We start from the raw sequence: 13,485 nt of genomic DNA, 5'->3' as shown, positions 1-13,485 counted from the left end.
AAGAGCAGGTTTTTCTTCGGATATTTATCCGTAAACGATTAAGCAGCTTCTTTAGAAGACGCTTTACTCGAACTTTCTTTACCTGTTGCAATGTACTCTTTTGAGTAATCATCAACTTGAATGGCATCAGAACGAGCCGCTTCTGCTTCAATGTAAAGATCAGCTTCTTCTTGCGTCAGAATACCTGCAGCTACTGCAGTTTCCGCAGTCTCCTGGTAACTCCGACCCGCAGCCAACTTCCCTTCTTTCGTTGCTTTACGCAACTGCTTTTCGATTGAAGCAACAGCTAATACTTTCTTGAATGCATTTTCCACCCGACCGGCAGGATCATCGTCAGACTCGCCAATGTAAGAATCCAAAGTGATACGGTCACGCAATTCATTATCACTAAGCATTGGCTTGACAATTTCATGATCCAAACGGTCACTTGGTTTCTTGAAACGCATACCGTAAGGGAAAACAATCCACTTAAGTGCTGTTCCTAAACCTTTAATTGGAAGATTCTCGAAGAATCCACGGAAGGCATTTTGCATTTCGTACAAGCTACGCTGTAAACACCACTCAACGTAGGGCAAATCTGTTAAAGGACGACCATTGTCTTCGTAATACTTCAATACCGTTGAAGCCAAGTACAAATGACTTAATACATCACCTAAACGAGCTGACAAACGCTCCAATCGCTTAAGATCGCCACCAAACACCATCATCGAGATATCCGACACTAATGCAAGCGCAGAACTCATGCGAGTTAAATGTTGATAATAACGAGCGGTATCACCCCCAACCGGCTTTTTCGCAATTCGCCCACCAGTTAATCCAAGGCTTACAGTACGAATGAAGTTACTAACGCCATAACCAACGTGACGGAAGAACAGGCTGTCGAATTGATCCAGACCTTCTTTCTGATTTGGGTTTGCTGCCGCTTCCATTTCACGGAACACAAATGGATGACAACGCACAGCTCCTTGACCAAAGATCATCAGGTTTCGCGTTAAAATATTAGCGCCTTCTACGGTAATTGAAATCGGCATCGACATATAACCACCCGACAAGTAGTTACGCTCACCCATAATTACACCACGACCCGCATGAACATCCATTGCGTCAGTCACTACAGAACGCGCCATTTCAGTCATGTGATACTTCGCTATCGCAGTGACCACCGATGGTTTAACGGCTAAGTCGACCGCACCAGCCGTCATAATCCGCATTGCTTCAAGTTGATACGTGTTACCAGCAATCCGCGCAAGCGCTTCTTCTACACCTTCGAAATGACCAATCGACGTTTTGAATTGCTTTCTCAGAACTGAGTAAGCACCAGTCATACGGTAAGATAATTTACCCGTAGCGGTTGCAGAACTCGGTAGTGAAATTCCACGACCTGCAGACAAACACTCAACCAGCATTCGCCAGCCCTTACCGGCATATTCTTTACCACCAATAATCCAATCGATAGGAATAAATACATCTTTACCATGCGTTGGACCATTCATGAATGCTTGACCCATTGGATAATGGCGATTTCCAGTTTCAACACCTTCGTGATCCGTTGGAATTAACGCGCAAGTAATACCTAAATCTTCTTCATCACCCAATAGCCCGTCTGGATCATAAAGTTTAAAAGCTAAACCTAAAACAGTTGCTACGGGCGCAAGCGTAATGTAACGCTTATTCCAACTGACTCGAATGCCCAGTACTTCTTCGCCTTTGTACTCACCCTTACAAACAACACCTGAATCAGGAATTGCACCGGCATCGGAACCAGCTTCAGGACCAGTCAACGCAAAACAAGGAATCTCTTCACCTTTCGCTAAACGAGGCAAGTAATAATTCTTTTGCTCTTCAGTACCGTAATGCAACAATAACTCTGCTGGACCAAGCGAGTTTGGAACCATAACAGAAACTGACATCGAACCACTGCGAGTCGCTAGTTTCTGTACAACCGTCGAGTGCGCTAAAGCAGAGAATCCCTTACCACCGTATTCTTTCGGAATAATCATTCCAAGGAAACCTTCTTTCTTCATATATTCCCAGGCTTCAGGTGGTAAGTCTTTGTCTTCATGAACGACTTTCCAATCGTTAACCATTTCGCAAAGAGTATTTGCCTGATTATCCACAAAGTCGCGTTCTTCTTTGGTCAACTCGGGCTTCGGAAAGCTCAATAATTGATTCCAGTCCGGGTTACCCTTGAACAGCTCACCGTCCCACCAAACATCACCCGCTTCTAAAGCGTCTTTTTCAGTTTGATTCATAGGTGGTAACACAGACTTAAACATTTTAAAAATTGGTAAGGTGATTTTGTCTTTGCGCAAATCGTGCAAGAAATACAAAGCAGCAAACGCACCGAGAAGAATCCACGGCAAAATCGTCACTTCGTAAATTACACCTAAACCAACAAGCACAGCGGCAGCTAGAGCTAACGCGGTACCTGTTCGCATTCGTTTGTATGCACTCACCCATACAACGATGAGTAGTGCCAATATTTGTCCTAAGGTAATCATAGTTACACTCCAATCAACAAGTTTGCAATGATAGACATATTAAGATTTAAACCCGGCTGCAAGAAACGGCAGGAGTCGTTCTAGCGTCTGCTCCAGCGTTACTGATTCTTTAAAATCTGCGGCTGCAATCTCATGTAAGGCGTCACTGCCCGCCAGGGTGAAAATAACCGTCCCCAGCATAAAGTGTAGACGCCAAAACATCTCATTGTTAGCTAAATTTGGTGCAGCGCGATGCAGTTGCGATGTAAATCGCCGTAAATAGTGTGCGTAATGCTCTTGCATAAAACGTCGCATGTGACCTTGACTCTCTGCATACGCCCTTCCCAAAAGCTTCATAAAGTTCGAAGATCCCTCGTGCCGGTCCTTATCCATCGACATCAACGGCTTAACAAGAGTGTGCAACACTTGTTCGACACTGGGGGCATCTAAACCCTGTTCAATCGGTGTTAACTCTTTGTCGAGGTGAGTTACAAACTTTTGGAGAAAGCGATTGAACACAGCCTGAATCAGCGACTTCTTCGAACCAAAGTGATAATTCACCGACGCTAAATTAACATCTGCTCGGTTTGTTATCGTTCTTAAGCTCGTTTCAGCAAAACCACGGTCCGCAAATAACGCCTCTGCTGCATCGAGAATGCGATCTTTTGTGGACTGTTTGCTACTCATTCAAAATCTCACTTAATAATAGGGAAACGGACACTATTCTTAACAATAATTCTGTTTATCGGATTTATGACAACTTAAGCCATAGGAGTACTGCCAACCCGAAAATCTAAACAGTTGTTTGAAACATACGTTCAAATGATACTATTGTCAAGATTATCCTAAGCTTCTAAGCACCATCTCAGAGATGAATTCAAACAAGGATTAAACAGCAGTCTTAACTCGTTCTGGATAAAAATGACGTATCTCAACGTCACGAAACTAGAGTTTTTAAAACTTTTAGGAATATAAAATAATTTTTAAGGGTTTCAAATGTGGATTTACTAGTTGCGATTTATACCGACATTAAATATAGACTTCTTGTTTATGACTCGAACCGCAATCAAAACCTGCAAAACGATTTAACCTGCAAATTTCATTACGGCTAAAAGCTCCGACTATTAATGTCAACAATCAAACTTAAGTTCTTTAAATTTTAAAGTCCCAAGGATTCGCGTGTCTTTCACACGGCTCCTTTTTGAAAAACCACCAATAAAGCCATTTTCATAAATACCATTCGTTAAAAATTCGATAATAGGAATATCCAAATTAAACGGACACCTAATTTGATAAATAGAATGGCGACGACTTTGAATGGTTGACCGACGTTCTCAATCTCATCGATTGAGTAAAAATTGAGAGCAATATTACTGAACTACTAATGAACTAGTTTGTCATCGACAATCTTTGGTTCATGGATCTGTCTTTTATCCAAAAATTTAGTTAATACGATTTGCTGGTCTTAGCGAATTCCTAGGCTTGCCGATAAGTGTGATGATTTATTTTTCTGAGCTAATCCAGGACACCAATTCATCCAGCTCAAACGGCCACCCCAATTCTGCCTGAGTCTGGCATGAAAAAAGCACTGGAATTCGTTCACCGTACGCATCCACCAGTTTTTTATCGGAAACAATATCGACGATACCTAATTCAATGTCATCAGCGATTAATTTGTGTTGCTTCGCATAATAAAACATACCAATCGCTTGCTCACACAGGTGACATCCGTCGGTCGAAAAAAGGTTGAACCTTACCATTTTGAAATTACCATTTTCTTAAAACTCGATGTCATTATTCTAACATTTGGCAGTAATTTTTACCGAGTTAAAAAAAAAGTTGTTAAATCGGCCATTAACTTTACGAAAAGCATTCACATTTAAATTTATTATCCGTATAATCGCGGCGCATTTTTTAATCAACGAGGTAATACAAAAATGGCAAAAGCAAAAACAAAACGTGCCAAGAAAGCACCAGCGAAAAAGGCAGTTCGCAAGACAACAACTAAAGCAGTAAAAGCACCAAAAAAAGTTGCCAAGAAAGCGACCCGCAAAGCAACCGCAGCAAAAGCAGTTGTTTCAGCCCTAACTTTAGCGCAACAAGCTTTCGAAAAATCACTTGTTGATTTGGAAAAAGCAGCGGCTAAAGAGCTCTCTACAACTGAAAAAGCAGCAGCAAAAGCAGAAAAATCGGCAGCAGCTGCAAAAGCTAAATTAGCTAAAGCAAAAGAGAAGCTCAAAGCGGCTCAAGAAAAAGCTAAAGCAAAGAAAACTCCTGCAGCTGTCAAATCCGTAAAAACCAATAAAGACAAAGTAGCCGAGCTTAAGCTTAAAGCGGACGAAGCAACCACTGAGTTGAAAATCGCTAAAGAAGCGCTAAAAGCAGCAAAAGCAACAGAAAAAGCTGTTGCGGGCAAAGTCAAAGCTATTGCGAAGCTAGAGAAAGAAGTTGCTAAGCAAGAAGCAGCCAAAGCAAAAGCTGCAAAGAAAACGAAAGCGAAAAAACCAAAAGCTAAGAAAGCAGCTAAGCCTAAAGCGAAAAAAGCAAAAGTTGTTAAAGCAGAAGTTAAAGACGCGGTCAAGCCAGCACCCGTTGCTGAGAAGCCAGCTGTTGAGACTCCTGTAGAGAAAAAAGAAGAAGAGACCCAAGCGGCTTAATTCTTCCTATATCGAGTCAAGAAAGGCCGCTTATGCGGCCTTTTTCATTTCTATATCAACAAAACCCTGAGTCTTATTTTTTTCCAAGGGTCTGTTTTTGCAATACCCAAGAACGGTGCAATGGCTTGCGGACAAAGTCTCGTGACGTTGTTTCACGCGTTATTTCTCTTAGTGATACATTTTCTGATGGAACATATTCCATTTTAAATCGCTTAAAATTATTAGAAAACAAAATACGACCACCGGGAGCCAATAGCTTTTCTGCCATATTCAACAAACTGACATGCTCTTTTTGAATATCAAAGTGTTTTTCCATTTTCTTCGAGTTGGAAAAAGTCGGAGGATCGATAAATATGACTTGGTAAGAGCCTGCATGTTCTGTTACTGCCTGCTCCAACCACTCCACACAGTTGGCTCGGATAAACTCATGCCGAGTCAAATCCAGTCCATTCAGTTGAAAATTTCGCTTCCCCCAATCCAAATAGGTATTCGATAAATCGACATTGGTTGTTGAAACTCCTTTCATCGCGGCATGAACACTGGCCGACGCTGTGTAGCAAAATAAATTTAATAAGTGATCACCCGTAGAAGACCACTTTGCCAATAACTGACGGGCTTTTCGATGATCAAGAAACAGTCCCGTGTCCAAATAGTCGGACAAGTTCACCTCGAAACGTGCAGCGCCCTCATTCACTAATTTAATATGCTTCAATTTATCCTGTCTTGTGTATTGTTGCTCGCCTTTCTGCCGGGTTCGTGTTTTCACAAATATTCGATCCGCTTCGACTGACAGCGCACCACTGGACACCCGCTCAATGTCGCGTAGTCGTCTTAATGCTTTATGTTGATCGATATCTGCAGGCGGAGCATATTCTTGAATGTGCAAACAATCTTCATACACATCAATTGCCGCAGCATACTCGGGTAAATCGGCGTCATACACACGAAAACACGAAATATTCTGCTGCTTTAAAAAACTTTTTAAACTCGCCAAATTTTTTTGAATTCGGTTATCCAGCATTTTTGCTGACTCAGAAAGTCCCTCTTGATAATTATCCGGGGAAACTTCTTTACGTTTCGCAACAAATAACGACTCCTCGACGGAGATCTTCAAAAGTTCACAGTCGATGGGTCCATTTTTCAAACGATATATTTTTTCAGCACGAATACCCAGAGCATGACCATGATGTTTATCCGAAGACAAGATTAATGCTTTATCACCTATAAACTGATCTTTTAACCATGCGCCGAACTCTTGATAAATAATTTCTGCCGACTTCTTTTGTTCCAACCGTTCGCCATAAGGAGGGTTGGTAACGACATAGCCGGCAGTCTCTACTTGCGGACGAGAAAGACGTTGAAAGGCGCCAACCTCCCAAGAAATATATTCACCCACACCTGCACGCTCAGCATTATTTCTTGCGATTGCGATCACCTCAGAATCTTTATCACTGGCAAAAATGGGCGCAACACCAGCTGCCTTGGCAGACTCATTTCGCTCTTTTGCTCTATCGACTTCGGCTTGCCACAACGGCTCATCGAATCGTTTCCATTGAGTAAATCCCCAATAGTTTCGCCCTAATCCCGGCGCTCGATCAGTAGCCATTAGTACCGCTTCAATGGCTATCGTTCCTGAACCACACATAGGATCGTACAACCATGATTTATTCGCTAAACTCGACGCCCATCCAGAGCGATACAACATCGCCGCCGCAAAATTTTCTTTTATCGGTGCTTCTCCCGTTTTTTCTCGATAACCACGCTGATGCAAACTTTTACCGGATAAATCGATACACAAATGCGCTTTATTTTTATTCATTCGACAATGAATACGCACATCGGGCATTTCGGTATCAACAGAGGGACGTTCACCAAAATTTTCGCGAAAATAATCAACAATGGCGTCTTTGATTTTTAGGGCACCATATTGTTGATGCTTTAAAGTCGAGCGACGTGATACAAAATCAACCGCAAAGGTTTGGTGTTCAGAAAAATGCAGTTCCCAAGGCAATTCATAGACCGCCTCATATAAAGCATCTTCATCTCTTGCTTCAAACTCAGCAATTGGATAAAGCACTCGATGAGCAAGTCTTGACCATAGACAGATGCGGTACATGTGTTGCCAATCACAGTCGACAAAAACTTGAGTTAAACCTTCGCGAACTTCAATTTCACCAAGAGAATTGAGTTCATCGACCAATAAGTATTCAAAGCCCGGAGGGCAAGTCACAATAAATTGAGGCATTTATAAAACAACGCTTGCAATAAAAATTTCATAGACGTATTATACGCGCCTCGTCGCCAGAGTACGACGATTAAATACATTGATGCGGGGTGGAGCAGTCTGGTAGCTCGTCGGGCTCATAACCCGAAGGTCGTTGGTTCAAATCCGGCCCCCGCTACCAAATTTAAAAAAGCCAAACTTTTGTTTGGCTTTTTTATTGCCTGATAATAAATGTACCCTTCCTTTAATTACATCAACAATGTCTAAAATAATTTAACTGATTCTTATCCAAAGTTTGAGTTCGTAAATATTCACATTAAAAACTCAATAATTTAAAACGATATCATCGCAGGTTTAGTTTTAGAGAAAAGATTTTTGAAATAAATTAATTTAGGTAAGAAAGTCATTAAAAAATGAAAAGCTTGGGAAATTAATTTGATAGTGAATATAAATAGACAATAACGACAAGAGGCTTGCATCAAAATATTAACCGGGAATGTTTAGAGTAAAGTGGAATTAATCCTTAATCAAATAAACGATTAAAGCTAACACCACCCGACCATTAAGCTATCCCCAATACTCAAATTAGGGTTACCAATCTAAATAGTAAGTCGCACCAATTAAACCAAAACTCTCAAGCTCATTGTGAGAACCGCCTGTTACAAACACACTGAGATCTTCCAACCATCGATAAGTTGCAGTAACGCTATAATCTTCACTGGTGCCCTCTCCATTAACCGGACTCGCAATACCATAATGAGCATCGAAGCGAATATCATCATTTAACTCATAAAAATAGGCAAAATCATAGTATTGGGTATTCAGCTCCTCATCTCGGTAATATATTACCGACGCATCAAAAGCTTCCAGCCCAACATGCCATTCATGAGACTCTCTATCTTCCGACTCATAACCATAAGCGGTAACGCCAAACATGAAATGAAAATACTTGTCGGCTTCTCCACGATAGGCCAATGAAAATTCAGCTCGACCATCCGTATCGCCATTAACATCGTAAGAAGATACAAAGAAGCGATATTTCCATCCAGCATCATTTGAGATATTAAAACCGGCTTGAGCGGCAAAACCATCATCACTGAGTGATTGCCCCCGAAAAATATAATTACTGACCCCAGAGAAATCGGCTGAGTAATTCAAACGCTCACATTGACCGGGAACCAGTAATAAGAGAGAAAACAGTAAAGCAATAATTGGACTAATGGCCTTCATGAAATTATCCGTGGTTATTCTAAAATCGACATTATTATACTGGAGTTAAATAACGTCTTAAATCGTAAATTGGGGCTGATGGTCACAAGATACACAAAAATACTTTGTCGGCGTCAATTAACCTCCCCCTCGGACGCCTTGTTTAGACGTATTGTCCCCATCTCATTCCACTTGTATAGTGTCAAAAAAATAACGAAAAGAGTACAACAATGAAAAAACTGCTGACGCTCACTGCCCTTCTAATGTTCAATCTCACTGCCTACTCCGGCATACGACTTCAACCGACAACACATGAACAACTCGATTACTCTGGCAAGTTACTTGATGGAGATTACAAAAGCGATATCACTCGCCCTGAGACATTTTTGGGTTTTGATGTCGGTCAACGGGTTGCAACACCCGAGCAAATTGTTAATGCAATTACAACTTGGGAGAAACAGTCCCCTAATCTTGAGGCTTATCAATACGCCACAACACATGAAGGACGCCCGCTGTATTACGTCATCATTTCCTCTACAGAGAATTTGAAAAACAAAAGCCAGATTCAAAAAAATGTTCAGTCCCTTGCCAACCCATCCGCTCTTTCTGAAGCGCAAGCGAATCAGTTAATTACCGAACTACCCGCGATTGCCTGGATGTCTTACTCCATACACGGTAACGAATCTTCTGGAGCTGATGCTGCATTAGCTACCATTTATCACTTAATCGCTGCACAGGATGCGGAAATTAAAAAGTTGCTCGATGAGCAAATTATTTTAATTGATCCCATGATGAATCCCGATGGTCGCGCTCGTTTTGCCAAAGAATTGCAAGAACACCGCGGCATCGCGCCAAATATTGATGATCAATCGTTATTACACACCGGATCTTGGCCTTACGGTCGAACGAATCATTATTTCTTCGATCTCAACCGCGACTTTATCTTTGCGACACAACCAGAGTCACGCGGTCGGATTAAAACGATCAATCAATGGTTTCCACAATTAATGATCGACGGGCACGAAATGGGTGCTCAAGATACTTATCTATTTGCTCCTGCACGCGAACCAGTCAACCCGCACTTACCGAAATCAAGAAAGAAATGGGGGTGGAAATTTGCTCAAGATCAAGCAGAAGCTTTCGATGCCAAAGGCTGGCCTTACTACACTGGTGAATGGTTTGAAAATTTGTATCCCGGTTATTCAAACTACGCTGAGTACCGTGGTGCCGTTCATATTTTATATGAACAAGCTCGCATTGCAGAAGATGGTGTAAAACGCCCGGAGGGTACGGTAGTTACCTATCGAGAGTCCGTTCACCATCAATTAGTCAGTACTTTAACAAATTTAAAATCATTGTCGAAATACAGCCAATCGATGTACCAAGACTTTGTTAAAGAGCGACGTCAAAATATAGCCAGCTCGGGGCGTTATGCGGATAGAACCTTTGCCATAATACCGGATGATAATCACAGTCGCCTGAATCGATTTGTCGATTTGCTCCAGCTACAGAAGATTCAGTTTTACCAATTAAACAAACCAACCGATATTTCAGCGGATGATCAATACGGCGGAAAAGATCGTACTGTTTCCTTACCTAAAGGCACCTTGATTGTTCCTAATCGACAAGCCGAAGCGCGACTATTGGCAACCATGTTAGAGTTTGATGCTGATATTAAAAAAGAAGTGTTAATTGAAGAGCGACAAAGAACACTGCGTGATGGTTCTTCACTGATGTACGACACAACCGCCTGGAATCTTACAATGATGTTTGGTTTAGAAGCTTATACCATCGACAAACATCTGACCGACAATTTAATAGACTGGCCAGCAACGACTGTTTCCAACGAATTAACAGAAAGCCCGAAAACCATTGCTTATGCCGTGAATGGTGCCGATGATAATTCCGTTGCTTTTGCTGCTCGTTTAATGGAACTCGGTATTCAAGTTCGCGTCATTGATAAAGCGACCGAGTTAAGTGGTCACTCTCTCGTCCGTGGTTCCGTAATTGTAACAACAACCGACAATCCAAAATCAAAATCCTTGTTAATGCATGCTCAAACGGAAGCCAATACTTTAAACTTAACGTTACTACCTATTCAATCTGGTATGGGTGAAGGTGACTTACCTGACTGGGGAGGACAACACTTTCGTTTATTGACTCAACCTCAGATTGCTACATTGGCTCGTGGTGGATTTTCATTTTACGATGTCGGTGCAACCTGGTTTTCTATTGATCGTAATCTAGCTATTCGCCACTCTATTCTCGACAGCAACACCTTCGGTTGGGCAGACTTACGCCGTTATAACGTTTTAATAATGCCAACCCACTACTACGATTCTCTATCCGACAATACCTACTCGCAAATTAAAACCTGGGTCGAAAATGGTGGCACACTGATCGCATTTGATAACTCAGTTAGAAGCTTAATTGATAAAGAAGTCGCAGGGACAACTTTACTCGAAAACTCATTTGAAAATGCCGCCGAGTTCGATTTATCACTTCAACGTGAATGGCTGGCAACCAAAGACGACCTTAACGTCGAGGAAGTGTTCGCTCACAACGTTAATTTTGAACTCAATTACCCATGGCAAAATGACGTTGAGCGACTCAATAAAGAGCAACTGGAAACTCGAGATAAATGGCAAAAACGTTTTATGCCATCGGGTGCCTTTGCAGCCGGTAGAACCGATCAAAAACATTGGTTAACGTTTGGTGTCGACAGCACTGTCCCCTTGTTGTTCGCAAATAACCCTCTTCTCATGTCGAATGATTCGACCGATGCAGTCACTCGACTCGGTGTGTTAAAAGATGCTTCTGGCAACATACTGACAAAATTGGCCGACTCTCTCGCAGCACCATCGAAAGCCATCGGCTGGTCAACGTTACCTAAAGATAAAACTTTGGCAATTCGAATGAGTGGGCTAATCTGGCCTGAAGCAGCACAACGAATGGCAAATGCAGCTCACACAGTGCGTGAACAGCTGGGCAAAGGTCAAATTATTCTATTTGCCACTTCACCGAACTTTCGCGGCTCAACTTATGCAACCAATCGGCTCCTGTTGAATGCTATCGTTTATGGTCCAGGTTTAGGAACACAAACGCGCATCATACTTTAGCCATTACGGCTGATCTTAAAGACAATGACCGTAAACAGTTGATCGAAAAAAATAGTTGATCGTAAATCTCTGTGCCAAACCTTCATGGTTTGGCACTTATTACCATAATGAGGAAACAGAAATATCATTTTGCAATATTTTAATTACTTTGAACCATTAAACTTTAGTTTTATATAGTCACCCTTTGATCTTATTTTCCTCTTTAAAATTCTCACTTTGAGTTAAAACGCCGTCGTTGAGACACGAGTCACAACCCTGATGCGAGTTTAATCCCATTTCAAAAAATCCCTCATCAAGAATCGTTAAATAGGCCGATACAAAAGTTACTTCATCGAAAGCTGCACTTTTAACACGGGTTTTAACTATGTCTTTAATACAAACAAGTTTCTACAGTCGTTTATTATCCTTCTTTGCCATTGCTTCAATTGTCTTGCTAACGGGCTGCAGCGGTGGTGGCGACTCAGATTCTGACACCTCCGGTAATGAGGATCCGAATGACATTCCAACGAATTCAAATACCGATCCTTCAATTATCATTACTTCGCCAGAAACAGGGTCGACGTTTAACGATCAAGATCAAATTACCTTTAGCGCAACGGCAGACGATAACGAAAATGGCGACTTAAGCGACTCTATTGAGTGGGTTTCTGACTTGGATGGTGTCATTGGCCAGGGCGCAAATATTACTGCACAGTTAAGTGCTGGTGAACACGTTATTACCGCTTCAGTCACTGACTTTGATAATGCAACCACCACTCAATCACTTTCCATTCCTGTTTCAGCAACTTTCGGAAATGCATCTCTTAGCTGGATAGCCCCAACTGAAAACACAGATGGCACGGAACTTACCGATTTAGCAGGTTTCGTAATTTATTACGGTAACTCTGAAGACAACTTAGACCAAGTGATTGAAATTGATGACACGAGCATTAACAGCTGGGTTATCGAGAACTTAACCGTCGACCAAACTTACTACTTTTCAGTCAGTGCCGTTAATAGTGATGGCATTGCCAGTGAGCAATCGGCGGTGGTGACCAAAACCATTAACGGCTAATACCGAGCAGCTCAGAAAACCCGTAGGCAAGGACGCCAAAACTTTTGGCAAATCTCAGCCTTTAACAAGAAACTAACCAATCAACTTTTCTCCTCTGTTTTAAAAAACTTTTTTTGTTATCCCTAAAAAATCATCTCAATGCATAAAATCAAGATATAATTCTTTATGGAAACTTGGAACATCCAAACTTCTTTGGGATAATCGCGATAACTGCATTGACGTCAGGGACTCCTATGACCATCAAACACTTATTACTTTATTGTGCGCTTATCGGCTCAAATTGTTTATACGCAGAGTCTTACTTAACCATGAACTTGGGTATGACGGGAACCGATCTTAACGCCAAAGATCTCGATAATGACACCTTTACTTTTCGTTATGGTTCACCCATCACCGATAATTTTGCCTGGGAAGTCAGATTTGGTGGAGGACTCGATGAAGACAAACAGGATACGACACGTTACGATATCGATTACACATCCAGCGCATTCATCAATTATATCGCAAGCCCAGACTCAGAGCTGACCGCCTATACGTTGTTGGGATTTACCCGAACGAAATTTGCGGCTCAAACAGGAACACTGCGCTCATCAATTACCGAAGAGGGTTATAGTTATGGTGTTGGTGTCCAGTACACATTTGCCGGTACTGGCTTGGTAAACTTAGAGTACGCCAAGTTGTTATCCACCGATTATGCAGACTCCGATGCAATCACTCTAGGTATCGGTTTCAAATTCTAATC

9 protein-coding genes and 1 tRNA gene are annotated in these 13,485 nt (G+C 41.8%); 5 read left to right on the top strand and 5 right to left on the bottom strand.

The window, feature by feature from the left end:
- Positions 1-38: 38 nt before the first annotated feature.
- The 3 genes from FAX86_RS20860 to FAX86_RS20850 all read right to left on the bottom strand — a co-directional run bounded on the left by FAX86_RS20860 (position 39) and on the right by FAX86_RS20850 (position 4,240).
- Positions 39-2,501 carry an acyl-CoA dehydrogenase gene (locus FAX86_RS20860; RefSeq protein ID WP_144395437.1) on the bottom strand — a complete coding sequence of 821 codons (2,463 nt, stop codon included), beginning with the start codon at positions 2,499-2,501 and terminating at the stop codon, positions 39-41.
- A 39-nt stretch (positions 2,502-2,540) separates the two neighbouring features.
- Positions 2,541-3,167: a TetR/AcrR family transcriptional regulator gene (locus FAX86_RS20855; RefSeq protein ID WP_144395436.1), complete on the bottom strand. Its 627-nt coding sequence runs from the start codon at positions 3,165-3,167 to the stop codon at positions 2,541-2,543.
- An 815-nt stretch (positions 3,168-3,982) separates the two neighbouring features.
- Positions 3,983-4,240: a glutaredoxin family protein gene (locus FAX86_RS20850; RefSeq protein WP_144395435.1), complete on the bottom strand. Its 258-nt coding sequence runs from the start codon at positions 4,238-4,240 to the stop codon at positions 3,983-3,985.
- A 177-nt stretch (positions 4,241-4,417) separates the two neighbouring features.
- Here FAX86_RS20850 and FAX86_RS20845 point away from each other — a divergent pair, with 177 nt between their 5' ends.
- The gene (locus FAX86_RS20845) at positions 4,418-5,137 is read left to right on the top strand and encodes a hypothetical protein (RefSeq protein WP_144395434.1); all 720 of its coding nucleotides are present in this window, start codon (positions 4,418-4,420) and stop codon (positions 5,135-5,137) included.
- A gap of 73 nt (positions 5,138-5,210) precedes the next feature.
- On the opposite strand, the gene rlmKL is transcribed toward FAX86_RS20845, so the two are convergent.
- Positions 5,211-7,382: a bifunctional 23S rRNA (guanine(2069)-N(7))-methyltransferase RlmK/23S rRNA (guanine(2445)-N(2))-methyltransferase RlmL gene (gene rlmKL, locus FAX86_RS20840; RefSeq protein WP_144395433.1), complete on the bottom strand. Its 2,172-nt coding sequence runs from the start codon at positions 7,380-7,382 to the stop codon at positions 5,211-5,213.
- 83 nt (positions 7,383-7,465) lie between these two features.
- Between rlmKL and FAX86_RS20835 the strand changes: the two genes are divergently transcribed.
- Positions 7,466-7,542 (top strand) — tRNA-Met (locus FAX86_RS20835).
- A 410-nt stretch (positions 7,543-7,952) separates the two neighbouring features.
- On the opposite strand, the gene FAX86_RS20830 is transcribed toward FAX86_RS20835, so the two are convergent.
- Positions 7,953-8,591 carry a TorF family putative porin gene (locus FAX86_RS20830; protein ID WP_144395432.1) on the bottom strand — a complete coding sequence of 213 codons (639 nt, stop codon included), beginning with the start codon at positions 8,589-8,591 and terminating at the stop codon, positions 7,953-7,955.
- 209 nt (positions 8,592-8,800) lie between these two features.
- Here FAX86_RS20830 and FAX86_RS20825 point away from each other — a divergent pair, with 209 nt between their 5' ends.
- From FAX86_RS20825 to FAX86_RS20815, 3 genes are all read left to right on the top strand, one after another.
- Positions 8,801-11,689 carry a M14 family metallopeptidase gene (locus FAX86_RS20825; protein ID WP_144395431.1) on the top strand — a complete coding sequence of 963 codons (2,889 nt, stop codon included), beginning with the start codon at positions 8,801-8,803 and terminating at the stop codon, positions 11,687-11,689.
- Positions 11,690-12,053: 364 nt separating this feature from the next.
- Positions 12,054-12,743, top strand: a complete 690-nt coding sequence (locus FAX86_RS20820) for a fibronectin type III domain-containing protein (RefSeq protein WP_144395430.1) — start codon at positions 12,054-12,056, stop codon at positions 12,741-12,743.
- Positions 12,744-12,976: 233 nt separating this feature from the next.
- The gene (locus FAX86_RS20815; protein WP_144395429.1) at positions 12,977-13,483 is read left to right on the top strand and encodes an outer membrane beta-barrel protein; all 507 of its coding nucleotides are present in this window, start codon (positions 12,977-12,979) and stop codon (positions 13,481-13,483) included.
- Positions 13,484-13,485 lie beyond the last annotated feature (2 nt).

Origin of the sequence: Pleionea sediminis, from assembly GCF_007570825.1 — a bacterium.
Taxonomy (GTDB): domain Bacteria; phylum Pseudomonadota; class Gammaproteobacteria; order Enterobacterales; family Kangiellaceae; genus Pleionea; species Pleionea sediminis.
The sequence above is the reverse complement of the archived record's forward strand: the minus strand, read 5'-3'. Positions and strand labels throughout refer to the sequence as shown.

Bases quoted from the DNA above. Each gene is read 5' to 3' on its own strand.
- FAX86_RS20825 (WP_144395431.1), top strand. From the start codon at position 8,801: ATGAAAAAACTGCTGACGCTCACTGCCCTTCTAATGTTCAATCTCACT.
- FAX86_RS20820 (WP_144395430.1), top strand. From the start codon at position 12,054: ATGTCTTTAATACAAACAAGTTTCTACAGTCGTTTATTATCCTTCTTT.
- FAX86_RS20850 (WP_144395435.1), bottom strand. From the start codon at position 4,240: ATGGTAAGGTTCAACCTTTTTTCGACCGACGGATGTCACCTGTGTGAG.
- FAX86_RS20855 (WP_144395436.1), bottom strand. From the start codon at position 3,167: ATGAGTAGCAAACAGTCCACAAAAGATCGCATTCTCGATGCAGCAGAG.
- FAX86_RS20815 (WP_144395429.1), top strand. From the start codon at position 12,977: ATGACCATCAAACACTTATTACTTTATTGTGCGCTTATCGGCTCAAAT.
- FAX86_RS20860 (WP_144395437.1), bottom strand. From the start codon at position 2,501: ATGATTACCTTAGGACAAATATTGGCACTACTCATCGTTGTATGGGTG.
- FAX86_RS20830 (WP_144395432.1), bottom strand. From the start codon at position 8,591: ATGAAGGCCATTAGTCCAATTATTGCTTTACTGTTTTCTCTCTTATTA.
- rlmKL (WP_144395433.1), bottom strand. From the start codon at position 7,382: ATGCCTCAATTTATTGTGACTTGCCCTCCGGGCTTTGAATACTTATTG.
- FAX86_RS20845 (WP_144395434.1), top strand. From the start codon at position 4,418: ATGGCAAAAGCAAAAACAAAACGTGCCAAGAAAGCACCAGCGAAAAAG.